The sequence below is a fragment of the Halovulum marinum genome (assembly GCF_009697225.1).
Classification (GTDB): Bacteria; Pseudomonadota; Alphaproteobacteria; order Rhodobacterales; family Rhodobacteraceae; genus Halovulum; species Halovulum marinum.
The window spans coordinates 156,807-180,420 of the sequence record NZ_WIND01000003.1; the positions used below are offsets into that span (position 1 = coordinate 156,807).

Genomic DNA, 23,614 nt, shown 5'->3' on the forward strand with positions numbered 1-23,614 from the left:
TGATGGACGACAAGACAGAAAAGAGCGGATCGGGGCAACCCAGATGCGCGGTGTTGGTGGTCGAGGACGAGCCGCTGATCCGCATGGAAGCCATCGACATGATCGAGGACGCGGGGTTCCCGACCTATGGGGCGGGGAACGCTGACGACGCCATCGCGCTGATGGAACGTCACGCCGACATCGCCATCCTGTTCACTGACGTGGAAATGCCGGGGTCGATGGACGGCCTGAAACTGGCGGCTTACGTGCGCGACCGCTGGCCGCCGGTCCACATCATTTTCGCGTCGGGCATCATGGGTATCGAGAAGATGGACGTGCCGGATGGCTGCCTGTGCTTTCCCAAGCCCTACCCGACCGGCCGGATCGCAAGCGCGCTGAACGATATCGCCAGCAGCCTGCGCTGATCACTTGCTACTGGGGCCGCCGCCCCAGCGCGCTCCTCTCGATCCCGCACGCGCCACGCGCCGCGCGCCCGGATGTCGATACGTCACCAGGGTCCTCCAGGAAACTCCTTCACCGAGAAATCACGCCGGATTCCGCGCCGCGCGAGGGCGGGTGACGGCCCTGATGTCAAGCTGGCGCCGATGACCTGCAACGCCGGCCCAGCGCGACCATCGAACAACGATGCATCGGGCGACCGCACAAGGGAGCGCCGGGGAGACCCGGTCTGGGCTGCGCCTGCGGGTGGCCACAGGTCGCATGACGGCACCGTCCCGCAAAGCTCAGACGGTTTTCAGGGCTGCGGCCACGTCGCGGGCGATCTGGCGTTCTTCCTGCGCCGGGATCACGTGCACGGGCACGTCGCCGAGGAATTTCAGGTAGTTGACGATTTGCGTGCGGACGGCCGGCGCGTTCTCGCCGATGCCACCGGTGAAGGCGAGCGCGTCGAGCCCGCCCATCGCCACCACCATCGAGCCCGCGTGCCGCGCCGCCCAGTAGCAGAAATGATCGACGGCGAAGCGCGCGGCGGCATCCTTCCGACCGAGGAGCGTGGCCATGTCGTTGCTGCCCGCCAGCGCGAGAAGCCCGCTTTCGGCGTTCAGCACCGATTCGGCCCGGTCCGCCCCCAGCTCGCGCGCCAGGCGCAACGCCACGGAGCAATCGAGCGCGCCGCTGCGCGTGCCCATGGTCAGCCCGTCCAGCGGCGAATAGCCCATGGTGGTGGCGACGCTTCTGCCGTCGCGGATCGCGCAAAGGCTCGCGCCATTGCCGAGATGCAGCGCCAGCAGCCGGCTCGGCAGGTTCGGGTGCAGCGCCTCGACGAGGGCGGCGAAGCTGATCCCGTGGAACCCGAACCGCCGCAGCCCTTGCGCATCGTAGTCGGCCGGAATCGCATAGCGGCGGGCGATCTCGGGGTTGGTCGCGTGAAAGGCGGTGTCGAACACGCCGACCTGGGGCAGGTCGGGAACGATCTGCCGCAGCGCCCGGATCCCGAGCAGCGCGTTGGGGTTGTGCAGCGGGGCAAGCGGTATGGCCGCCTCGATCGCGGCCTCGACCCCGGCATCGATCCGCGCCGGCGCAGTCAGCGCCTGCCCGCCATGCACCACCCGGTGGCCTGCGCCTGCGAGGTCTTCGGGCCCGATGCCTTCGGCCGCCAGCGCGCCCAGAACCGCCGAAAGCGCAACGGCGTGGTCCGGCATCGCCACCTGCCGGACCTGTTCCGCGACCTTCAGCAGGCCCGCACCGCCGATGCCCGCCGCCTCGCCACGCAGGCGCTCTTCGAGCGCCGGGTCGAACAGGGCGAACTTGATCGAGGACGACCCGGCATTGACGACAAGGATGTGGCCCATGGCCAACGCCGCGCGCTATCTTCTCATGTCGGCGGGGTCGATCCCGGCCACCTCGACCGGTTTCTTCATCGCATCGCGGCGGAACGGCTCGCCCAGTTCCTGATTGATCATCGCCTCGATCAGCGTGGTCCTGCCGTGCTTCATCTGATCCTCGACGGCCGCGTTCAACGCCTCCGTCAGCTCGTCCATCGTGTGCGCCTGCACGCCCTGCAAGCCGCAGGCCCTCGCGATCCCGGCGTAGGAGACCTGCTCGTCCAGTTCGGTCCCGACGAAGTTGTCGTCGTACCACAGCGTCGAGTTGCGCTTTTCGGCGCCCCATTGGTAGTTGCGGAACACGACCATGGTGATCGGCGGCCATTCCTTGCGACCGATGGCGGTCAGCTCGGTCACCGCGATGCCGAAGGCCCCGTCCCCGGCAAAGCCGACCACCGGCACATCCGGGCAGCCGATCTTCGCGCCGATGATCGAAGGCAGACCATAGCCGCACGGGCCGAACAGGCCGGGGGCGAGATATTTCCGCCCCTCGTCGAAGTCCGGGTAGGCATTGCCGATCGCGCAATTGTTGCCGATGTCCGACGAGATGATCGCGTTCCGCGGCAACGCCGACTGGATCGCGCGCCATGCCATGCGCGGGCTCATCCAGTCGGGCTTGGCGGCGCGGGCGCGCTGGTTCCAGCTTGTGCCGGGATCGTCATCCTCGTGGTCCATCGCGGCGAGTTGCTGCGCCCAGGTGGTCTTGGCGTCCGAGATGCGCGCCTTGCGCTCCGCCCGCCCGGCATCGCCAGCGGTTTCGGACAGGCCCTCGAGGATGCTGCGCGCGACCTTGGCCGCGTCGCCGACGATGCCAACGCTGATCTTCTTGGTCAGGCCGATCCGATCCGGGTTGAGATCGACCTGGATGATCTTCGCGTCGGCCGGCCAGTAGTCCATGCCATAACCGGGCAGGGTCGAGAACGGGTTGAGCCGGGTGCCGAGCGCGAGGACGACATCCGCATCCTTGATCAGTTCCATCGCGGCCTTCGAGCCGTTGTAGCCGAGCGGCCCCGCGAACAGCGGATGGGAGCCGGGGAACGCATCGTTGTGCTGGTAGCCCACGCAGACCGGCGCATCCAGCCGCTCGGCCAGGGCCTTGGCCGCCTCGATCCCGCCCTGCGACAGGACCACGCCCGCCCCGTTCAGGATCACGGGGCTCCGTGCCTCGGAAAGCAGCGCGGCGGCCTGCGCCACCGCGTTCTCGCCGCCCGGCGAGCGTTCGAACTCGATCGGTTCCGGCAGGTCGATGTCGATGACCTGCGTCCACATGTCCCTGGGCATGTTGATCTGGGCGGGGCCACAAAGGCGCTTGGCCTGTGCGATCACGCGCGTCAGGACTTCGGCCACGCGGGACGGGTCGCGCACCTCCTCCTGGTAGGCCACCATGTCCTGGAACAGGGCCATCTGCTCGACTTCCTGGAACCCGCCCTGGCCGATGGTCTTGTTCGCGGCCTGCGGGGTGACCAGCAGAAGCGGCGTGTGGTTCCAGTAGGCGGTCTTGACGGCGGTGACGAAATTGGTGATCCCGGGCCCGTTCTGGGCGATCATCATCGACATCTTGCCGGTGGTGCGGGTATAGCCGTCGGCCATCATCCCGCCCGATCCCTCGTGGGCGCAGTCCCAGAAGGTGATCCCTGCTTTCGGGAATATGTCCGAGATCGGCATGAACGCCGACCCGATGATCCCGAACGCATGCTCGATCCCATGCCGCTGAAGCACTTTGACGAAGGCCTCTTCGGTTGTCATTTTCATCGGCGTCTCTCCTAGATCTTCGATTTCGGCGGCCCCTGTCGCTCGGGATCACATCGTGTCATAGCCGCGACAAGACGGGTCGGGATAGGGCCAGTTGCTACGGTCGGGTGCATCCAGATTGTTCCAGGCGCGCCGCGATCCGGCGAATTCCTTCCGGTATCTTTCCGCTGTCGATCGACGAATAGCCGAGCCGGAAGAAGCGCCGCCCGGCCGGCCGGTCGGAAAAGAACACGCTGCCGGGCTCTGTGACTACCCCGTCCGCCAGCAGATTGCGCGCAAGCGCGGACGTGTCGACGCCTTCGCCGGCGTCGATCCAGAAGCTGGACCCGCCACGCGCGTGATCGGGCCCGTGCAAAAGGCCATGCGCCCGGAGGGCCGCGTCCATCTCTGCCCGGCGACGCCGGTAGGCCCGCGCCATGCGGTTCAGCTGGCTGTCGTAATGGCCCAGCCCCAGGAAGTAGGCCGCGGTGCGCTGGATATGCCCCGGCGGATGCCGCAGGATCAGCGCGCGCAGCGACCGCGCCTCGCGGATGAACGCCTCGTCGGCGACGAGATAGCCAAGCCTCAGCCCGGGGAACAGCGATTTCGAGAACGATCCGACGTGCACCACCGCGCCGCCCCGGTCCATCGCCTTGAGCGACGGCGCCGGGGCAGCAGTGTCCGGGATCTCGAACTCGTAATCGTCCTCGACGATGACGAAACCGCGCCTTGCCGCCAGTTCGATCAGGCGCCTGCGTCGGTCGACCGGCATGGTCACGTTGGTCGGGCACTGGTGGCTGGCGGTGGTGAACACCACGTCGACCCGATCCGGCAGGGTTTCCGGATCGAGCCCGCCCTCGTCCACGTCCAGTGCGACGGTGGTGCATCGCGTGCGCTCGAGGATCTTCCGCTGCTCGGGATAGCAGGGGTTTTCATGTACCGCCACGCGCCGCTGCGTCAGCAGGATCTCGGCGGCCATCCACAGTGCATTCTGCGCCCCCATGGTGATCAGGATCTGCTCCGGCCGCGCGCGAATCCCGCGCCGCGGCAGGATGTGACGCTGCACCACATCCACCAGCTTCGGATCATCCTGGTCGTACTGGTCCAGCGTCGTCGCCTCGAATTCGCGCGGCGACAACGCCCTCAGTGCGCAGGCACGCCAGTTGTGGTGGTCGAAAAGCCGGGCATCGGCCTGGCCGTAGATGAACGGATAGGGGTAGTCGCGCCAGTTCCTGGGGCGGGTCACGATCTCGCTGCCCGAGAACCTGCTGCCGATCGCGCGGCTCCAGTCGGTCGCGGTTGCGACACTGGTCGCGGGCAGCTGGAACTCCGGCTTCCTCGGCGCGCTTTCCGAGACAAAATAGCCGGATCGCCCGCGCGAGACGAGGTAATCCGACGCCACCAGGTCGGTATAGGCAAGGGTAACGGTGATCCGGCTGGTTCCGAGGTGCTCGGCCAGCTTCCGGCTCGACGGCAGGCGTGCGCCGGCCGGAAACAGGTTCGACAGGATGCCTTGCATCACCATGCCGCGGACCTGCTGTTGCAGGGTCCCCTCACCGTCCGGGGTCAGAAAGAAGGCTTCGACCGGGATCGCCATGGTCCCGACCATAGACCCGTAGGAAGCCCCGGCAAATGCCCGTAGCGGCGCTGGCGCAACCGCGCCGTTCAGCCGAAGACCTCGGCAAGCGCGGTGTCGATCGCGCCGGTGATCTGGTCGACCTCGTCCGCGGTGACGATCAGCGCCGGGGCCAGACACAGGGTGTTGTTGAACCCCGGCAACGAGCGGTTGGTCGCGCCGATGATCACCCCCTGGCGGTTGCAGCTTGCGACCACCGCCTGCACAAGCTTCTCGTCCACGGGTTCCTTGCTGGCACGGTCGGTCACAAGCTCGGCGCCGCAGAACAAGCCCTTGCCGCGGACGTCGCCGATCACGGCGTGCCTGTCCATCAGCGCGCGCAGGTTGTCCATCAGCCGCGCGCCCATGCGGGTGGTGTTCTCCAGCAGCCCCTCGTCCTCGATGATGCGCATGTTCTCCAGCGCCGCCGCCGGACCGGCGGTGCAGCCGCCGAAGGTGGAGATGTCGCGGAAATAGCCCAGCGGATCGCTGCCGTCGTCCTTGAACATGTCGAACACCGCCTCGGTCGTCACCGTGCAGGAGATCGCCGCATAGCCGGACGCGACACCTTTCGCCATGGTCACGAAATCGGGGCGGATGCCGTAGTGCTGGTAGCCGAACCAGGTACCTGTCCGGCCGACCCCGCAGACCACCTCGTCGATATGCAGAAGCACCTCGTACTTGCGGCAGATTTCCTGCACCCGTTCCCAGTATCCCCCGGGGGGCACGATCACCCCGCCACCGGCGGTGATCGGCTCGAGGCACAGCAGGCCGACGGTGTCGGGCCCTTCGCGCAGGATCACCTCCTCGATGGCGTTCGCCGAAGCGATGCCGTAGTCCTCGGCGCCGGGGAACTGGCTGCGGTACTCCAGACAATGCGGCACCTCCACGAACCCGTCCGGAAACGGGCCATACATCGCCGCACGCTGAGGCTGCCCGCCCGCCGCGAGGGTGGCGATGGTCGTGCCGTGGTAGTCCCGTTCGCGAAAGAGGATCTTCGACTTCCTGCCGCCATGGTGCCGGTGCGAGATCTGGCGCACCATCTTGAACACCTTCTCGTTCGCCTCGGACCCCGAGTTCGAGTAGTAGACCCGGCTGAGCCCGGGCATCTTCTCGATCAGCCGCTCCGCATACTCCGCACCGGGCACCGAGCCGAGCACGCCGGCGAAATAGTTCATCTTCAGCAGCTGGTCGCGCACCGCGTCGGCGATGGTCTCGCGGCCGAAGCCCACGTTCACCGTCCAGACGCCGCCGGAAACCGCATCGATCAACTCGACGCCGTTCTGGTCCCAGACCCGAAGGCCCTTGCCGTCGACGATGATACGCGGGTCGGCGTTGTCGAGCGCCCTGTGCTGGAACAGGTGGTGCCAGACATGCGCCTTGTCGGCGTGGACGATCGAAGACATGTCGTTTGCGGTTTGCGCGATGTTCATGGGGTCTGTCCTTGTGGCGAGGCGGAATCGGGCCCGCCGCATACCCTGTGAATTCAGATAATCTGCATCATTGAAAGCTGTTGATAGGGCCAGAGCGGCACAACGTCTGGATCCAGATCCGGGCACGATGCCATGTCGGGGCGGCGCGACAGCCGCAATCCTGCGCGACGCTACGGGCGTGCGGCAGGTCGTTGATCGACCTCGCCGGCCTCCTCGCGGAGAATCGTGCCGATCAGGGTGCAATCCGCCTCGGAGAAGGTCAGCGGCAGGCGCATGTCGAACAGCGTCGCGAGCACGCGGTCGGTCCGCGGCAGATCCTGAGCCGAGACATAGCGCCAGCTTCGGTGGGCCGAGGTGAAGCCCAGCGGATCGGCGCTGCCGAACCATTTCAGCTCGACGCCGCGCGCACCGGCGCGCGCGACGAAGTCCCGGCAGCCGGCGGCATCCAGATCCGGCACCCGGAACTGGATCGACGAGCCGACCATGCGCTCGGGTTCGGGCCGGTCCGGCAGTGTGATGCGCGCCGATCCGGCAAGCTCGGCGGCGACGGCCTCGTACCGGCGGTTCCAGCGATCCGTGTTCTCTTCCAGCCGGGCAAGCTGGGGGCGAAGGACCGCCGCCCTCAGCGCATCCATGCGGGCCGACAGGTTCGGCATCTCGTAGCGCGGTGCCTCGAAACTTTCCGGCCCCGGGCCGGCGCCATGGCGCGCGTAGAGCATGTAGCTGCCCGAAAGGATCGTCGCGCGCGCCATGAAGTCGGGATCGTCCGAGGTCAGCAGCCCGCCTTCGCCGGAATTCAAATGCTTGTAGGTCTGGGTCGAAAAGCAGCCCGCGAGGCCGAAATTGCCAGAGCGCACGCCGTTCCAGCGCGCGCCCATCGTGTGCGCGCAATCCTCGATCACGGTGATGCCGTGGGCGCGCGCGATCTCCATCAGCCGGTCCATGTCGCACAGATGCCCGCGCATGTGCGACAGCAACAGGCAACGCGCCCCCGACGCCTCGGCCTTGCGCGCCAGGTCGTCGAGATCGAGCCTGAGGTCGTCGTCGATTTCCACCAGCACCGGGCGGGCGCCCACCGCGTGGATGGCACCGGGCACCGGCGCCAGGGTGAAGGCGTTGGTCAGCACCGGCGCGCCGGGCGCCACCGCCGCCGCCCTGAGCGCGATCTGGATCGCCTGCCCGCCGGAGGTCACTGCAAGGCAATAGCGGCTGCCCTGCCAGTCGGCGAACTCCCGCTCCAGCGCCGCCGCTTCGCCGACTTCGCCCGGCCTCAGGCCGTACCGGTGCAACCGTGCGCCGCGCAGCGCCGCCACCGCCGCTTCGATCGCCTCCTCGGGGATCGGCTCCTGCTGGGTGAAGCTGCCGGTGAAACGTGTCTGCATCATCGCCCGGATCCCTGATCGTCGCGGACTGCAATGCCCGCGCGGCACGGCTGTGTCGGCAGCTGGTCGATCCACCCGCGCGGCGTGGACAAGTGCGGGCGCTTCGGACGCGGCAAACGGGCAGGCTGCATGGGGCGCATATCCTCTGTCGATGCGGGTCAGGCGCGAACCCGCGAGAAGTCCGGGTCGTACGAGCATTGCTCGACCACCCGGGCGGGAACCCGCGCGCCAAGCAGGTCGACCGCTATCGAGGTATCCGGGGCGGCCAGTTCGGGGGTGACGAAGGCGTAGGCGAGGTTCAATCCGGTCCGATGCCCCCAGCCGCCCGAGGTGACCGTACCGGCAACCTCGTCCGCCGCCATCACCGAGGCGCCCGGATGCGCCGGAGCATGAGTGCAGTCCAAAGCCAGTGTCACGAGCTTGCGGCGCGGGCCCGCCGCGCGGCGCTGTCGCAAGGCGTCGCGGCCGACGAAGTCCCCCTTGTCGATCTTCACGAACCGTCCGAGGCCGGTCTCGTACGGGTCGAACTCGGTCAGAATGTCCGCCTTCCAGTGCAGGAAGCCCTTTTCCATCCGCATGGAATCGACCGCCCGCGCCCCGAACAGCCGCATCCCGTGCGGCGCCCCGGCCTCGCGCAAGGCCAGATAGGCGGCGTAGAGCGACGCGTTGGGCAGGTGGATCTCGTAGGCCAGTTCGCCCGAAAAGCTGACCGCCATCACCGTGGCGGGCGCGATGCCGACGAAGCATTCGCGTACCGAGAGCCAGGGGAAGGCGCTCTTCGACCAATCGCCGCGCGCGACGCCGGCAAGCACTTCGCGCGCCCTGGGCCCGGCAAGCACCAGTATGGTCTGGTCATTGGTCAGGCTGCGGATCCGCACGTCCTCGCCCGGAAGGATGTGGCCGGAGAGCCAGTCCATGTCGTGAAATTCGCTGGCCGCCGCCGAGCCGTACCAGACCCGCGCCGGCCCCCGGTCGGACGCCGCAAGATTGGCGATGGTCGCCTCGGATTTCAACATGCCATGGGCGTTGAGCAGATACGCGAGCCCGACCCGCCCCGCACGCCGCGTCACCGTTCCGCAGAACATCCGGTCGAGGAAATCATGCGCATCCGCACCGGTGATCTCCAGCCGGTTGAACCCGTTGACCTCGGCCAGTCCGACCGCGTCCTGCACCGCCGCCACCTCTGCGGCCACAACGTCGAAGGCTTCGTCGAACCGGAACCCGAGCGTCGGCCGGAAGTGCGGCGCGGGCTTGATGTACTCGACCCGCTCCCAGCCGTTCACGACCGTGAACTCCGCCCCCTCGGCCGCCAGAACCGGTGTAAGCGGCGTGGTCTTGGCCGGGCGTCCCGCGGGGCGGTGCTCGTTGGGGAAATGGAAGCGGAATTCGTTCTGATAGTCCTCGATCGCCTTTACCGCGGTGAACTCCACGTTGGCGTGGCCGGTGAACCTGCGCGGATCGATCACCCAGGTGTCGTAGCAGGCTTCGCCATGGACGATCTGCTGGGCGAGCAGCCAGCCGTGGCCACCACCTTCGCCAAGTCCGGCCCTCAGACCGATGATGCAGAACGCATTGCGCGTTCCCGGGACCGGCCCGACCAGCGGCGCGCCGTCGATGGTATAGGTGATCGGCCCGTTGATGATGGTGTGGATGCCCACCTCGCCCAGCGCCGGCAGCCGGGCGATGGCCCCTTCCAGCACGTCGGTTACGCGTTCCAGGTCGTCCGGGCACAGCGCGTTGGTGAAATGCGGATCGATCCCGTCCATCCCCCAGGTCCGGCAATCCTGTTCGTAGAACCCGACCAGCAGTCCCTGCTTTTCCTGCCGGCAATAGAAGTCGCTGATCGGGCAACGGATCAGCGGCATCCGGTGGCCGGCTTCGGCGATGGCCGGAATGTTTTCGGTGAGGAAATACTGGTGCTCCATCGAGGCGACCGGATGGTGCACCCCCATCATCGCACCGACCTCGTTCACCCGGTAGCCGGCGGCGTTGACCACGACCTCGCAGTCGATGTCGCCTTTCCCGGTGTGCACCGTCCAGCTGTGGTCCGGATGCTGGGTGAGGCCGCTTACCGGCGTGTGGCGATAGACCTCGGCGCCGGCCTTGCGCGCGCGACGCACAAGCGCCTGGCAAAGCTGCGCCGGGTCGATGTCGCCGTCCAGCGGATCCCAGAGGCCGCCGATAAGATCGCCGGTCGCGATCAGCGGGTGGCGGCGGGCGCACTCTTCGGCGTCGATCACCTCGAAATCGACCCCCATCCCCCGCGCCATCGAGGCGAAATGGCGGTAGCCGTCCATCTGCGCCTCGGTCTGGGCGAGACGCAGGCCGCCGTCGGCGTGGTGGTAGTTGATCGGGTAATCCGCGTCGTCGGCCAGGTCCTTGTACAGCGCGATCGAGTGGCTTTTCAGCCCGACCATCGTCTGGGTCATGCCGAAGTTCGTGACCTGCGCGGCCGAGTGCCAGGTGGTCCCGGAGGTCAGCTCGTCGCGTTCGAGCAGAACGACATCGGTCCAGCCTTCGCGGGTCAGATGGTAGAGCGTCGAGCACCCGGCGATACCGCCACCAATGACCACGACTCGCGCCGTACTTTTCATCGCATTCTCCCTCTGTCGCCTATCTAGAACGAGCGACCGGGCGCCTGCGTCAACAAGACCTCCGCAGTTGCGATTTTATCCAAACAAGGTTGAGACTGATTGAAACTTCCGGGCCGGCCTCGCCGCAGCGCAAGCCGGATCGCATTCAGCCGTCGTCCAGGTTCGATTCGAGCACCCTGAATCCCGGCGAGAGCCATGTGTAGTTCTTCGAGATCGGGTCGACGAAATGCCGCTTGATCAGGCGGCGCAGATAGCCGGCGATAAGTTCGGCAGAGGCCTGCGGATAGAGCTCGGTCGCGAACAGGGACAAGGTGCGCGCGAACCCCCGGCCCGGATAGGGATGCAGCACCACCTGATCGTGGAACCGTTTGGCACGCACGAAACTGGTCGGCGTCGTGATCGCCCAGCCGCTGCCATCGGCGACCATGCCGAGAAGCGAGTGATTGCTTTCGAGCTCGAACCGATTCGGCAGGCTCACCCGGGACCGTCGCAGATGCGCCTCGATCTGGCTGCCGATGATCTGGAGGCTCGAATAGCGCAGAAACGGCAGATTGCCGCGGTCCGCCAGGCAATCCTCCGGCGAAACCTCGGCCGACGTCGGAACGGCAACGACAAAGGGATCGCGCAGAACGGGGTACTCGGTCAGTCCCGTGTTCTGCGAGATCGGCCGGGTCGCCAGGCCGGCATCGAGCTTCTGTTCCGAAAGCAGGCGGATGATCTCGTGGCTCGGGCGGGTGTGGTGCTTGAACGTGCATTTCGGCATCGCCCGCGCGAGGAACTGCGCCAGCTCGGGCGCGACCTCGCTGTCGAAGTCGTCGACGATGCCCAGACGCAGCTCGCGCACCTGCGCCAGATTGCCGGAGGTCAGTTCGGTCTCGCCGCGGCGGATGATCCGAAGCCCTTCTTCCACGTGGCGCGCGAAGATGCTGCCTGCCGGCGTCAGCACCATCGGACGCCGGGTATGGTCCACCAGACTGACGCCCAGGCTCTCCTCTATCGCGCGCAGGTGATGGGATACGGTGCTGATGGACAGACCGGTTTCCGTCGCGACCTGCCGCACCGATCCCGATTTCGCCACCAGCTGGAAGATTTCCAGTCCGCGCAGGCTCAGGTTCGTCCGCTTCATGACCAGCCCATCACCTGTTTGCAGAAATCGCAGCGCAAGGCTTCGAATAATTCGAAACTGTAATCCATTTTTCTCGCAAAAGTAGCATTTTTCGGACTCGCTCATTGAAACCTTGCGAGATGGCTCCGGCCCATAGTCAAATCCAACTCGGAGGACCGAGTGGCGGCCGTCCTAAAAAACAGGGAATGCAACATGCGATCCAAGTCAATCAAGACCACCCTCGCGGCGCTTGCGGCAAGCGCGACGATGTTCAGCGCCTCTCAGGCGGTGGCCCAAAGCCTTACCGTTGCCTACTTCCTCGAATGGCCCATGCCGTTCGAGTACGCCAAGCAGAAGGGCACCTACGAGGAGGCCCTGGGCGTCGACATCAACTGGGTCAGCTTCGACAGCGGCGTGAAGATGTCGGCGGCGATGGCGTCGGGCGACGTGCAGCTTTCGGTCAGCCAGGGCATGCCGCCGTTCGTGGTCGCGACCTCGGCCGGGCAGGATCTGCAGATCCTCGATGTCGCGGTTTCCTATGCCGACAACGACAACTGCGTGGTCCGCTCGGAACTGGAGATCGACGCGTCGAACGCGGACGAGCTGGCAGGCAAGAAGGTTGCCGTACCGCTCGGCACCGCGGCGCACTACGGCTTCCTCAAGCAGATGGACCATTTCGGCGTCGACATCTCGACCATGGACGTGGTCGACATGGACCCGCCCGACGGCGCCGCGGCGATCGCGCAGGGTGCGGTCGACATGTTCTGTGGCTGGGGCGGCTCCCTGCGCCGCGCGCTCGAGCATGGCAACGTGCTGCTCAGCGGCGAGGAGAAGACCGAACTGGGCATCCTGGTCTTCGACGTGACCTCCGGGCCGGCTGGCTGGGTCGCCGAAAACGGCGATCTGGTGGCGGCATTCCTCAAGGTCACGGCCGAAGCCAACGCCATGTGGGCCGACGAGGCGAACCGCGCCGAGATGCTGCCGCTGATCGCCAAGGATGCGGGAATGGATGAAGATGCAACCATGGCGACGATCGCCACCTTCGAATTCCCGACCATCGAAGAACAGCTGAGCGAGAACTGGCTGAACGGTACCGCGCAGACCTACATGAAAGAGGTCGCCGACGTGTTCGTGGAGGCCGGCTCGATCGATTCGGCGCTCGACACCTACGATAACGCCGTGAACACCGGCCCGCTTCAAACCTCGGGCGGCATGTAAGCCGATGGACCGGGCGGGGGAGCGTTCCGCCGCCCGGGTGTCTGTACCCCCAGTGCCTGTCGCTGCGCGCCGCGATGGCTCCGCACGGCAGGTCTACATGCACGCATGAACCAAAAGGCGGGCCATGACCGGACTGTCCATCGAAAACATTTCCATGAGGTTCGATCTGCCCAACGGCAGCTCGGTTCAGGCCCTCAAGGACGTCTCTCTGCACCTCAACGAAGGTGAATTGATGAGCGTTCTCGGCCCCTCCGGATGTGGCAAGACCACCCTACTCAACATCGTCGCGGGCTTCCTTGCGCCGACCGACGGCACCGTGGTGATGAACGGGCACAATGTTACCGGACCCGACGCCGAACGCGGCATGGTGTTCCAGCAGGGCGCGCTGTTCGAGTGGATGGACGTCCGCTCCAATGTCAGCTTCGGCCCGCGGATGAAGGGACAGAAAGAGGCCGACTGGGGCGCGCAGGTCGACCGGCTGCTCGACGTGACGGGGCTCAACGATTTCAAGGACAAGGCGATCTACGAGTTGTCGGGGGGCATGCAGCAGCGTGTCGCGCTGGCGCGCTGTCTGGCCAACGACCCCGACGTGATCCTGATGGACGAGCCGCTCGGTGCGCTGGACGCGCTCACCCGCGAAAAGATGCAGGGGCTGGTGCTCCGGCTCTGGAAGGAAACCGGCAAGACCATCATTCTCATCACGCATTCGGTGGAAGAGGCGCTGTTGCTTGGCGAACGACTGCTGGTCATGGCCCCGCGGCCGGGCCGGATCCACAAGGAATACAAGCTGCCGTTCGCCGACATGGGCGTCGGCGCGGATCTGCGTGAAGTCAAAAATGCCGACGGCTATGCCGAAACGCGCGAAGAGATCCTCGGGATGATCTGGAACATGGAAGAGGAAATCATGGGTCGTTCGGAGACCGAGCAATGATCGGCATCATGATCCTGCTCGTCTACATCGCGATTTTCGTCTTGTCTTTCCTGGCGGTACGCTTCCTTGCACGCAAGACGACCCGCGACTTCACCTCGCTCAAGACCGTGACCTTCGGCGACGAAAGTGCGGTGAATTCGAACCGGTTCGCCTCGATCGTGTCGGTGCTCACGATCTTCCTGATCTGGGGCTCGTTCACCGGATCGGCCTGGGTGCCGGGCTTCCTGCATGCGCCTGCACCGTTCGTGGGCGACACCTCGTTCACCTACACGTTGGAAACCGCCGACGGTCAGCGCGATGACGCAACGGTATACGTGCGCGTGGCCGACTTCGGTCAGGAATCGGAGAATTTCGAGGTCGACCAGGGCGAAGGCATCGCCAAGAACGACGCGGTCGCGATGAACGCGTCGCGCTCGTCGACGATCCTGTTCGACCGGAACGACGAAGTCACCCGCAAGGATGGCGCGCGCGTAGCCGCGATCGACGGTGTCGACATCGGTCCGGGCACCGAGATCCGCACAGATGCAGGCCGGTTCGCGCTGACCGACAAGGGTGCGATCACCTTCTCGCCGCCTTCGGGGCTGCAGATGGAGCCGATCTGGCTTCCGCCGCCCGAGGACGTGGTTGCGCGGATGGCCGAGATCGCCACCGATGGCTATCGCGACAGCACGCTCTGGCAGCATCTGGGCTACTCCCTGTTCCGGGTCATAGCGGGCTTTCTGCTGGGCGCGCTTCTGGGTATCCCGCTCGGCTACGCGATGGGCCTGTCCGACTGGTTCCGGGGCTGGTTCGAGCCGATCGTGGAGTTCATGCGCCCGGTCCCGCCGCTGGCTCTGATCCCGCTGGTGATCATCTGGTTCGGCATCGGCGAGACCGGCAAGATCATCCTGCTGTTCCTCGCCTCGCTCTGGATCATGGCGATCGCGGCCCGCGCGGGCGTGTCGGGGGTCAACATCTCCAAGGTCCACGCGGCGTACTCGCTTGGCGCCAGCAAGTTCCAGATCATGCGTCACGTCATCATGCCCAACTCGCTGCCGGAAATCTTTACCGGCGCCCGGGTCGCGATGGGCGTCTGCTGGGGTACGGTGGTGGCCGCGGAACTTGTCGCCGCGTCGGAAGGGGCCGGCATGATGATCATGGTCGCCTCGAAGTTTCAGCTGACCGACATCGTGCTCATGGGAATCATACTCATCGGCGTGATCGGCTTCGGCATCGACATACTGATGCGGAAGGTCGAGAACGTTCTGGTCCCCTGGAAGGGCCGCAGCTGAACACCGGCTTCAGACCGTTTGCGTGGCGCCATCCGGCAATCGGGCGCTTCGATCGCCGATGCAGCGGCCGGCAGGCAACCTGCCAGCCGGCCGCTGCCTGCTATTCGGCCGCGAAACAATAGAGAAGGCCGTCTCCCCCCGTCGAGCGCAGCGCCTCGAGGCTGCAGCCTCGCGATGGATGCGACGAGTTCCAGGAAAGCATCGGCGGGCTTTCGTCCAGCCCCATCCGGTCATGGTGGCCAACGACGGCCGATCCTTCGCCCGAAGCCGTCCAGTCCTCGCAGCTTTGCCCGGCGAAGGTGCCGTCGGAGTTCGAGCCGGTGAGAATGTCGTGACGATTGGGATCGTCGCCCCGGCCGTTCACGACATTCCCGGTCTCGTCCAGCGCCGTGTCTTTGCTGATATTGTTCTCGCCGTGAAGCGCCTCGAGGTCCGATGCAATCTCGTCGCCGTTCGCGTTGACCCAAGGACCGGACCCGATCCGGTCGCGGGCATCGACTTCGGACGTCGAAAGATAGGCGCGCCAGGTCTTCCCGGAAACACCTGCTGCCGCGGCAAGTTCGCCACAATATGCGTCGGCACCATCAAGACCGCCGAGATCCGCTCCGTTGCCCGGATTTTCGCTGGTGATAAAGAAGCTCATCGCCGCGTCCTGCGCAAAAACCGGAGCGGCGACAATTAGCGCGACAAGCGCCAGTGCGGATTTCTTCATGACAATTTCCTCCCAACCAAGTGCGGGAAAACTAGCGCGTTTTTCGCCGACCAGCGGGACGATCACGCGCTTTTGACCTATCGCCGACACGGTGATGCGGAATTGCTGTTGTCCCCACCGGCCCGAGTCAAACCTTCACCCGCTCGGATTTCGGATCGTAGAGCGGTTTCAGGGACGGCGTGGCCGCGACCCGGCGCCCGGCGATCTCGATTTCGTAGCGGGATGCCAGAACGTCCTGCGCCGTTTCGCCGGCGCTCGGAACGTACCCCATCCCGACCGCCGCGCCGAGATGATGGCCATAGGCACCCGAGCTGAGATAGCCCACGATATTGCCGTCACGAACGATGGGCTCGGCGTGATAGAGCAACGGTTCGGGATCGGTCAGCAGGAACTGCACCAGGCGCCTTTGCAGCCCCTCCTCGCGCTTTTTCAGCACCGCCTCGCGGCCGATGTAGGGATCGTCGGTCTTCTTGACGGCAAAGCCGAGCCCGGCCTCGAGAATGTGGTCCTCGCTCGAGATGTCGTGACCGAAATGGCGGAAGCCCTTCTCGATCCGGCAGCTGTCCATCATGTGCAGACCGCAGAGCCTGGCGTCCATGCCGCGCCCGGCGTCGCGCAGCACCTCGAAGACGTGCGCGGCCATGTCCGTCGAGACATATAGCTCCCAGCCCAGTTCGCCGACATAGGTGACGCGGTGCGCCCGGGCCGTGCCCATGCCGATCTCGATCTGCTGGCATGTGCCGAAGGGGTTCACCGCGTTCGAGAAGTCGTCCGGCGACACCTGCCGCAGCAGATCGCGGGAATTCGGCCCCATGACGCAGATCACGGCCTCGGCCGCGGTCATGTCGGTCAGGGTCACGCGATGATCGCCGACGTGGCGGCGCATCCACGCCTGGTCGGCCAGACGCGTCGCCGCCGGCGTCACCACCAGATAGGCGGTCTCGGACAGGCGGGTGACGGTCACATCCGCCTCGATCCCGCCCGAGGCGTTGAGGAACTGGCTGTAGACGATCTTGCCCACCGGGACCGAGAGGTTGCTGGCGGCAACATGGTTGACGAAGGCTTCGGCATCCGGGCCCTCGATCCGGATCTTGCCGAACGACGACATGTCGTAGATGCCGACATTCTCGCGGATCGCCTTGTGCTCGCGCGCGGCGTTGTCGAACCAGTTCTGCCGTTTCCACGAATAGTGATACGCCGCGTCCTGGCCTTCGTCGGCGAACCAGTTGGCGCGTTCCCACCCGGCGAATTCGCCGAACACCGCGCCTTCCGCCTTCAGCGCGTCGTGCAGCGGCGAGCGCCGGATGCCGCGCGCGGTCGCCTTCTGGCGAAAAGGAAAATGGTCGGCATAGAGCAGACCCAGCGTTTCCCTGGACCGCTCGAACAGATAGCTCCTGTTGCCCTGGAAGGGCTGCATCCGGGCGATGTCCACGTCGCCCAGATCGAACGGCTTTTCTCCGCTGTCCATCCACGACGCCAGCGCCATGCCGGCGCCACCCGCGGACTGGATGCCGATGGAGTTGAACCCGGCGGCCACCCAGACGTTGTCCATCTCCGGCGCGAGGCCAAGGTGATAGGCGTCGTCGGGGGTGAAGCTTTCGGGCCCGTTGAAGAAGGTGTGAATGCCCGCCTCCGCCAGGATCGGCATCCGGTGCACCGCCATTTCCAGGATCGGCTCGAAATGGTCGAAATCCTCGGGCAGCTGGTCGAACTCGAAGCTGTCCGGAATGCCGCTCATGCCCCATGGCTTGGCGACCGGCTCGAACGCGCCGAGCAGGATCTTGCCCGCGTCCTCCTTGTAGTAGGCGCACTCCTCCGGCACGCGCAGGGTCGGCAGCTGCTGCAGGCCGGGCACCGTATCGGTCACGATGTAGAAATGCTCGCAGGCGTGAAGCGGGACATTGACGCCCATCTTCCGCCCGACCTCGTGGCCCCACATCCCGGCGCAGTTGACGACGTGCTCGCACGCGGTCGTGCCGCTTTCGCCCCCTGCCTGCCACGAGACGCCGGTGATCCGGCGGCCGGCCGTGGCAAACCCCGTGACTTTCACCCGCTCCAGGATCTGCGCGCCGCGCTGCCGGGCACCGCGCGCCATCGCCAGGGCGATGTTCGCCGGATCGCCCTGACCGTCCTTGTCCAGGTAGACGGCGGCGCGCACGCCGTCGGTATTGACGTGTGGGTAGCGCCGGAGCAGCTCGGACGGGCTGATTTCCTCCGCCTCGACGCCGAAGGCGCGCGCCATCGACGCCTGGCGAAGGATTTCCTCGCGCCGCTCTTCGGACAGGGCGACGGTGATCGAGCCGTTGCGCCGGAAGCCGGTGGCGATCCCGGTTTCCGCTTCGAGGGATCCGTAGAGTTCCTGACTGTATTTCGCCAGCCGGGTCATGTTCTTCGACGCGCGCAGCTGGGCGATCAGCCCGGCAGCGTGCCAGGTGGTGCCCGAGGTCAACTGCTTGCGCTCGAGCAGGACCACATCCGTCCAGCCCAGCTTGCTCAGGTGGTAGGCGACGGAACAGCCGATCACCCCGCCGCCGACGATGACCACCCGGGCTTTCTGAGGGGGAAGAGCCATTTTTCAGCGTCCTTCTATCGTCTGATCACGCGCGAATCCGGATGTTCTCGGGGTCCCAGAGCGCTGCGCTTTCCTGCACGATCGCCTGTAGACGCTGGCCGTAGACCTCGACCTCCACCTCGGTTCCGGGCACGCAGGCACGAACATCGAGCATCGCGATCGCGATCGCCGCGCCGACGCGGTAGCCATAGGCGGCCGAGGTCACCTCGCCCGCGCGTTCGCCGTTCGCGAACACCGCCGCCATGTAGGGCGCATCCTGCTCGCCGGGCTCGACGACCAGCGTGACCATGCGTCTGGTCGAGCCCGCTTCGGCTTCGGCCTGCAGCGCCGCCTTGCCGGGGAAATCCTGCGGCTTGTCGAGCCGCAGGAAGCGGCCCAGCCCGGTTTCCAGCAGGGTGTAGTCGGTGGACAGATCGCCCTTCCACGTCAGGTATCCCTTTTCGATCCGCAGGGAGTTCAGCGCGTACATCCCGAACGGCGTCGCGCCCGCATCGCGGATCGCGGCATAGACTGCCGCGGCGTCCTGCGGCGCGACATGGACCTCCCAGCCCAGCTCGCCCGCGAACGAGACCCGCGCCATCAGCGCCGGCCGGCCGGCCACGGTCGTCTGCTGGTGCGTGAGCCAGCCAAGCGACAGATCCGCCTCGCCGAGGCCCGCTAACAGATCGCGCGCCTTCGGCCCGGTGACCAGCAGGGTCGTCGTCTCGGCGGTCCGGTCCGTCAGCGACAGGCCCTCGGGCAGCCTGCGCGAGAGCACTTCGAAGTCGTGCCACTGCGCCAGGGCCGCCGTCATCAGCGTGAAGCTGTCCTCGCCATGGCGCATGCAGGACATCTCGGTCAGCACGCGGCCCCGGCTGTCGGCCAGGTAGATCAGGTTCATCCGGCCGATCTTCGGCAAGCCGCCGGCGATGATCCCGCGCAGCCATTCCGCCGCGCCCGCGCCGCTCAGCGCGAAGCGCGAGAAGCCGCACATGTCGATGACGCCGACGCCGTCGCGCACCGCCTCGACCTCGTCCCGGACCCGCGGCTCCCAGGGGCCATTGCGGTTCCAGGTCCGGCTTGCCGCCTGCGACGTGTCGTCGCCGTCCCTGGCGAACCAGTTCGCCCGCTCCCAGCCGTTGTACGCACCCATCCGGGCACCATCAGCGATCAGGCGCTCGTGGTTCGGCGACAGCTTCCTGTCACGCTCGGCGGGCCATTCGTGATGCGGGAAATGCATCGCGTACTCGTGGCCGTAGGTTTCCAGCGCCTTGCCCAGGCAGTACTGCGGATCGGTGTAGTCGGTGTAGCGGCGCGGGTCGACCGACCACATGTCCCATTCGGTGTGGCCGTGCATGATCCACTCGGACAGGACCTTGCCGGCACCCCCACCCTGAGCGATGCCGAAAGTGAAGCTGTGCGCTTCGAACGCATTCGCAACGCCCGGCATCGGCCCGAGCATCGGCAGCCCGTCGGGCGTGTAGGGAATGGGCCCGTTGATGTTGCGCTGCACGCCCTGGGTGCCCAGCAGCGGGACGCGCTCCATCGCGTCCATGATGTACCACTCCAGACGGTCCAGATCGTCCGGGTAGAGCTGGAAGCTGAAGTCCTCGGGCATCGGGGCATCGGCGCTGACCCAGGCCGCCTGGCAGTTGCGCTCGTACGGCCCGAGGTTCAGCGAATGGGTGTCCTGGCGCAGGTAGTACGAGCTGTCCACGTCCCGCAGCATCGGCAGCTTGCGGCCATGCTCTCTGGTCCACGCCGCGACCTCGGGGATGGCCTCGGTCAGGAAATACTGGTGGCTCATCACCGTCAGCGGCACCCTGCGCCCGCCGTGGGGCAGGAACCACTCGCCGACCCGCGCCGCGTAGTAGCCCGCCGCGTTGACGACGATTTCGCAGCGGATGTCGCCCTTGCCCGTGTGCACGATCCACTCGCCGTTCTCGCGACTCACGCCGGTGGCCGGGGTAAAGCGCGCGATGGTGCCGCCGTGCGCCCGCGCGCCCTTGGCCAGTGCCTGTGTCACCTGGCTGGGGTCGATATCGCCATCCAGCGGATCCCAGAGCCCGCCTTCCAGATCATGGGTTTCCATGAACGGGAAATGCTGCCGCAGCTCGTCGGGCGTGCACATCTCCATCGTCAGCCCCATGTGGGCCGCCATGCCGCGCACGCGGTCGAACTCCATCATCCGCTCGTGGGTGTGGGCAAGGCGAATGGCGCCGGTCACATGGTAGTTGATCGGATAGTCGACCTCTGCCGCGAGGCCGCGATACAGCGCCAGCCCGTAGCGCTGCATGTTCATCACGCCGTAGCTGGCGGCGAAGTTCGGGCAGTTGCCCGCGGCGTGCCAGGTCGAACCTGCGGTAAGCTCGTTCTTCTCGAGAAGGACGCATTCGGTCCAGCCCGCCTTGGCCAGGTGATACAGCGCCGAAACGCCGACCACGCCGCCACCGATGATCACCACGCGCGCGACAGAGGGAAGAGACATGGCCGAACCTCAATAAACCGGGGGGGAGATGACCCAGATCGCCGAAGCGGGATCATCATAGGGGTTGGCCCAGCGATACTCCGAGCCCTTGATGCGGAAACTGTCTCCGGCCTCGATGGTGAAGTGCCGGTCCTCGATCCAGACATCCAGCTTGCCGGAGATGAGATAGACGACTTCCGAAGTCGCGCGCCGGCGGTTCTGCCCAAGCGCCGCACCCGGCAGGAAGGTGGAGTGGACGACCTCGAAGTCATCGGTCAGGTCGGGTGACAGCAATGCCTCGACCAGTCCGTTGTCGCGCTCTCCGATCTGCCGCCGCGCCGAGGCGCGCACGATCAGCCCCTGCTCGTCCTCGGCGGCATCCGCCACGCCGAAGAACATCGACATGGGCACGTCCAGAATGCGCGCGATGTTCTGCAGGTCATCCACGCTGGGGGTGGAAATGCCGCGCTCTACCTGAGACAGCCAGCCCAGCGATTTGCCTGCTCCTCTGGCAAGTTCCTCGAGCCTCATGCTGCGCGCGTTCCGCAAGGCCCGGATATCCTGTCCAAGAAGCTTGCCGCCCCGCATCGTGTCCCCCCGTCCCGCTGGCGCGGCTCCGTGCCCGCCGACCGCAGTTCGCTGCAGTCCATGAAATTCTGGATCAAAATTTCACCGAAAATCAATGAAATTCCGTCGAATAATTTCACGAAAACGACTAGCGTCCTCATATCGCTTGGTTTTTATTTTCGTGCTTATCGAACATCGCCAGACGCAGGCGCGCGGCTTGCCCCCTTCTTCGCCGGCCAGACAACCTACCCGTCACGGCGCCATCTATGTAGGACATAAATGTTGACTATGTCCGACAATTTCGGGAGGATCGTCGCATCGACGCCAAGGAACCGCATGGACCCGATTGCCCCCGCATCGCACAAGCAGCGCCAGGTCATGGATGCCCTGCTGGAGATCATCGACTCCGAAAGTCTCGGCGCCGGCGACCGCCTGCCGGCCGAGGTCGATCTTGCGCGACGCCTCGGGCTGGGGCGCGGCACGGTGCGCGAGGCAATCAAGTCCTGGGAAGCGATGGGCATCGTCACCCGCAACAAGGGCGCCGGCACGGTGCTGGCCACCGACATCTCGGGACACGCCCTGCAGCTGCCCTTGTCGGTCACTCTGGAAGCGCAGAGCCTTGCACGCACGCTGGCCGTACGCCGTCCGCTCGAGATCGAGGCGGTGCGGATCGCCGCGCGCCACGCCGACGAGCGCCAGCGCCACGAGATCCGTGGCCTGATGCTTGAACTGATGGCAGTCTACGAGGCGGGCGAAGACTGGCGCGCGGTCGATCACCGCTTCCATGCCGCGATCCACGCCGCCACCGGCAACCCGCTGTTCGGCCAGTTGATCAACCAGCTGCTGCGCGCCTTCCACGACATCTACGAGGCGCCGTTCGGCCAGCCCCAGCTGGGGCACGCGTCGCTTCCGCTGCACCGCCCGCTGGCCGAGGCGATCGTTGCCGGCGATGCCGAGACCGCCGCAGACCTGATGACGCGCATCCTCGACGAGGTGGCCGCTGCGGCCGCCGCCGTCACCTTCCGGGAAGAACAGGCATGACAACGCGAATGGAGGGTCTCGACACCCTGCTTGCCGCGCCGCACGACGGCACCTTCGGCGAGATGACCCCGCCGATCTACCAGAGTTCGCTGTTCGGCTTCGCCAGCTATGCCGAGTTCGAGGACCGGATGGCGGGACGCTCGGACAGGCCGCTCTACAGCAGGGTGCAGAATCCTACCGTCAGCGCCTTCGAACAGATGATCGCGCGGCTCGAGGCGACCGAGGCCGCGGTCGGCTTCGCCTCGGGCATGGCGGCGGTCGCGGCAACGCTTTTCGCCCTGGTGAAACCCGGGGACCGGATCGCCTGCATCACCCACGTCTATCCCGACAGCTACCGGCTGATGGAGCGGATGCTCCGACCCTGGGGTATCGAGATCACCTACCACCCGCCCGAGCAGTTCGAGCGCGAGTCCGATCTGCTCGCGGGGGCGCGCCTGGCCTATCTCGAGAGCCCCAACTCGATGATGATGGAGGTGATGGACCTGCAGGTCGTCGCCGGCCATGCGCGCCGCCACGGCGCGCTCACGGTATTCGACAATTCCTGGGCCACCCCGGCGCTGCTCAACCCGGTCGCGCTTGGCATCGATCTGGTGATCCATTCGGCTTCGAAATACATCTCTGGCCACTCGGACACGGTGGCCGGGGTCGTGGCCGGGCCGGCCGAGCTGATCGGCCGGCTGCGCGATCTAACGCTGCCGCTTCTCGGTGCCAAGCTCGCCCCGTTCGAGGCGTGGCTGCTGTTGCGCGGGCTGCGCACGCTCGAGACGCGGATGCGGCAGCATGGCGGCACCGCCGATCTGTTCGTCGATCGGCTGGCGACACGGCCCGAGGTCACGCGGGTGCGCTCGCCCGGTGCCGATGCCGCGCCGGGGCTGCGCGGGCGGTCCGGGCTGCTCTCGGTGGAATTGTCCGAGAACATCAGTATTCCGCACTTCGCGGACGCGCTCAGACTGTTCCGGCTCGGGGTCAGCTGGGGCGGCTTCGAAAGCCTGGCCGTGCCGGCCGCGATCACCTTGAAACAGGCCGGCGAGCAGAATGCGCCGCAGCGCTTCGGCGTGCCGCCGCGGCTGGTGCGGCTCAGTCTCGGGCTCGAGTCGGCCGAGGATCTTTGGAAGGACTTCGTGCAGGCGCTGGAGGTGGCCAAGAACTGAACGAGCCAGGCGGCGGTCCCGT

The 23,614-nt window shown here is 66.3% G+C and carries 17 protein-coding genes; 6 read left to right on the top strand and 11 right to left on the bottom strand.

Going from position 1 to position 23,614, the window contains the following annotated elements; all coding sequences use genetic code 11:
* Positions 1-2: 2 nt before the first annotated feature.
* The gene (locus GE300_RS06390; RefSeq protein WP_154445723.1) at positions 3-404 is read left to right on the top strand and encodes a response regulator; all 402 of its coding nucleotides are present in this window, start codon (positions 3-5) and stop codon (positions 402-404) included.
* Between the two features lie 318 nt (positions 405-722).
* Here GE300_RS06390 and GE300_RS06395 read toward each other — a convergent pair whose 3' ends face one another.
* The 7 genes from GE300_RS06395 to GE300_RS06425 all read right to left on the bottom strand — a co-directional run bounded on the left by GE300_RS06395 (position 723) and on the right by GE300_RS06425 (position 11,809).
* Positions 723-1,790, bottom strand: coding sequence for an acetate/propionate family kinase (locus GE300_RS06395; RefSeq protein ID WP_154445724.1), 1,068 nt, complete (start codon positions 1,788-1,790; stop codon positions 723-725).
* 15 nt (positions 1,791-1,805) lie between these two features.
* Positions 1,806-3,575, bottom strand: a complete 1,770-nt coding sequence (xsc, locus tag GE300_RS06400) for a sulfoacetaldehyde acetyltransferase (protein WP_154445725.1) — start codon at positions 3,573-3,575, stop codon at positions 1,806-1,808.
* A 97-nt stretch (positions 3,576-3,672) separates the two neighbouring features.
* Positions 3,673-5,151 (bottom strand): MocR-like pyridoxine biosynthesis transcription factor PdxR, encoded by a 1,479-nt coding sequence (gene pdxR, locus GE300_RS06405; protein ID WP_154445726.1) that lies wholly within the window; start codon positions 5,149-5,151, stop codon positions 3,673-3,675.
* Between the two features lie 68 nt (positions 5,152-5,219).
* Entirely contained in the window at positions 5,220-6,602 is a 1,383-nt protein-coding gene (locus GE300_RS06410; RefSeq protein ID WP_154445727.1) for an aminotransferase family protein, read from the bottom strand.
* Positions 6,603-6,772: 170 nt separating this feature from the next.
* Positions 6,773-7,984 carry a DegT/DnrJ/EryC1/StrS family aminotransferase gene (locus tag GE300_RS06415; RefSeq protein WP_233416851.1) on the bottom strand — a complete coding sequence of 404 codons (1,212 nt, stop codon included), beginning with the start codon at positions 7,982-7,984 and terminating at the stop codon, positions 6,773-6,775.
* Positions 7,985-8,142: 158 nt separating this feature from the next.
* Positions 8,143-10,578: a GcvT family protein gene (locus tag GE300_RS06420; RefSeq protein ID WP_154445729.1), complete on the bottom strand. Its 2,436-nt coding sequence runs from the start codon at positions 10,576-10,578 to the stop codon at positions 8,143-8,145.
* Between the two features lie 145 nt (positions 10,579-10,723).
* Positions 10,724-11,809: a LysR family transcriptional regulator gene (locus GE300_RS06425; RefSeq protein WP_233416821.1), complete on the bottom strand. Its 1,086-nt coding sequence runs from the start codon at positions 11,807-11,809 to the stop codon at positions 10,724-10,726.
* A gap of 87 nt (positions 11,810-11,896) precedes the next feature.
* On the opposite strand from GE300_RS06425, the gene GE300_RS06430 reads away from it, so the two are divergent.
* The 3 genes from GE300_RS06430 (at position 11,897) to GE300_RS06440 (ending at position 15,103) form a co-directional block, all read left to right on the top strand.
* Entirely contained in the window at positions 11,897-12,901 is a 1,005-nt protein-coding gene (locus GE300_RS06430) for a taurine ABC transporter substrate-binding protein (protein WP_154445730.1), read from the top strand.
* Between the two features lie 124 nt (positions 12,902-13,025).
* The gene (locus GE300_RS06435) at positions 13,026-13,832 is read left to right on the top strand and encodes an ABC transporter ATP-binding protein (protein ID WP_154445731.1); all 807 of its coding nucleotides are present in this window, start codon (positions 13,026-13,028) and stop codon (positions 13,830-13,832) included.
* 5 nt (positions 13,833-13,837) lie between these two features.
* Positions 13,838-15,103 carry an ABC transporter permease gene (locus GE300_RS06440; RefSeq protein WP_325063139.1) on the top strand — a complete coding sequence of 422 codons (1,266 nt, stop codon included), beginning with the start codon at positions 13,838-13,840 and terminating at the stop codon, positions 15,101-15,103.
* A gap of 100 nt (positions 15,104-15,203) precedes the next feature.
* On the opposite strand, the gene GE300_RS06445 is transcribed toward GE300_RS06440, so the two are convergent.
* From GE300_RS06445 to GE300_RS06460, 4 genes are all read right to left on the bottom strand, one after another.
* Positions 15,204-15,881, bottom strand: a complete 678-nt coding sequence (locus GE300_RS06445) for a hypothetical protein (RefSeq protein WP_325063132.1) — start codon at positions 15,879-15,881, stop codon at positions 15,204-15,206.
* Positions 15,882-15,942: 61 nt separating this feature from the next.
* On the bottom strand, positions 15,943-18,387 hold the full coding sequence (locus GE300_RS06450; protein WP_154445733.1) for a GcvT family protein: 2,445 nt from the start codon (positions 18,385-18,387) through the stop codon (positions 15,943-15,945).
* 25 nt (positions 18,388-18,412) lie between these two features.
* Entirely contained in the window at positions 18,413-20,854 is a 2,442-nt protein-coding gene (locus tag GE300_RS06455) for a GcvT family protein (RefSeq protein ID WP_154445734.1), read from the bottom strand.
* A 9-nt stretch (positions 20,855-20,863) separates the two neighbouring features.
* Complete coding sequence (locus GE300_RS06460) at positions 20,864-21,421, bottom strand: helix-turn-helix domain-containing protein (RefSeq protein ID WP_154445735.1); 558 nt, start codon at positions 21,419-21,421, stop codon at positions 20,864-20,866.
* A gap of 315 nt (positions 21,422-21,736) precedes the next feature.
* Between GE300_RS06460 and GE300_RS06465 the strand changes: the two genes are divergently transcribed.
* A complete protein-coding gene (locus GE300_RS06465; RefSeq protein WP_233416824.1) occupies positions 21,737-22,441 on the top strand; it encodes a FadR/GntR family transcriptional regulator in 705 nt (234 codons plus the stop codon).
* A complete protein-coding gene (locus GE300_RS06470) occupies positions 22,438-23,592 on the top strand; it encodes a PLP-dependent transferase (protein ID WP_154445737.1) in 1,155 nt (384 codons plus the stop codon). Before GE300_RS06465 ends, GE300_RS06470 begins: the two co-directional genes overlap by 4 nt.
* Positions 23,593-23,614 lie beyond the last annotated feature (22 nt).

Bases quoted from the DNA above. Each gene is read 5' to 3' on its own strand.
- GE300_RS06390 (WP_154445723.1), top strand. From the start codon at position 3: ATGGACGACAAGACAGAAAAGAGCGGATCGGGGCAACCCAGATGCGCG.
- GE300_RS06395 (WP_154445724.1), bottom strand. From the start codon at position 1,790: ATGGGCCACATCCTTGTCGTCAATGCCGGGTCGTCCTCGATCAAGTTC.
- xsc (WP_154445725.1), bottom strand. From the start codon at position 3,575: ATGAAAATGACAACCGAAGAGGCCTTCGTCAAAGTGCTTCAGCGGCAT.
- pdxR (WP_154445726.1), bottom strand. From the start codon at position 5,151: ATGGCGATCCCGGTCGAAGCCTTCTTTCTGACCCCGGACGGTGAGGGG.
- GE300_RS06410 (WP_154445727.1), bottom strand. From the start codon at position 6,602: ATGAACATCGCGCAAACCGCAAACGACATGTCTTCGATCGTCCACGCC.
- GE300_RS06415 (WP_233416851.1), bottom strand. From the start codon at position 7,984: ATGCAGACACGTTTCACCGGCAGCTTCACCCAGCAGGAGCCGATCCCC.
- GE300_RS06420 (WP_154445729.1), bottom strand. From the start codon at position 10,578: ATGAAAAGTACGGCGCGAGTCGTGGTCATTGGTGGCGGTATCGCCGGG.
- GE300_RS06425 (WP_233416821.1), bottom strand. From the start codon at position 11,809: ATGAGCGAGTCCGAAAAATGCTACTTTTGCGAGAAAAATGGATTACAG.
- GE300_RS06430 (WP_154445730.1), top strand. From the start codon at position 11,897: ATGCGATCCAAGTCAATCAAGACCACCCTCGCGGCGCTTGCGGCAAGC.
- GE300_RS06435 (WP_154445731.1), top strand. From the start codon at position 13,026: ATGACCGGACTGTCCATCGAAAACATTTCCATGAGGTTCGATCTGCCC.
- GE300_RS06450 (WP_154445733.1), bottom strand. From the start codon at position 18,387: ATGGCTCTTCCCCCTCAGAAAGCCCGGGTGGTCATCGTCGGCGGCGGG.
- GE300_RS06455 (WP_154445734.1), bottom strand. From the start codon at position 20,854: ATGTCTCTTCCCTCTGTCGCGCGCGTGGTGATCATCGGTGGCGGCGTG.
- GE300_RS06460 (WP_154445735.1), bottom strand. From the start codon at position 21,421: ATGCGGGGCGGCAAGCTTCTTGGACAGGATATCCGGGCCTTGCGGAAC.
- GE300_RS06465 (WP_233416824.1), top strand. From the start codon at position 21,737: ATGGACCCGATTGCCCCCGCATCGCACAAGCAGCGCCAGGTCATGGAT.
- GE300_RS06470 (WP_154445737.1), top strand. From the start codon at position 22,438: ATGACAACGCGAATGGAGGGTCTCGACACCCTGCTTGCCGCGCCGCAC.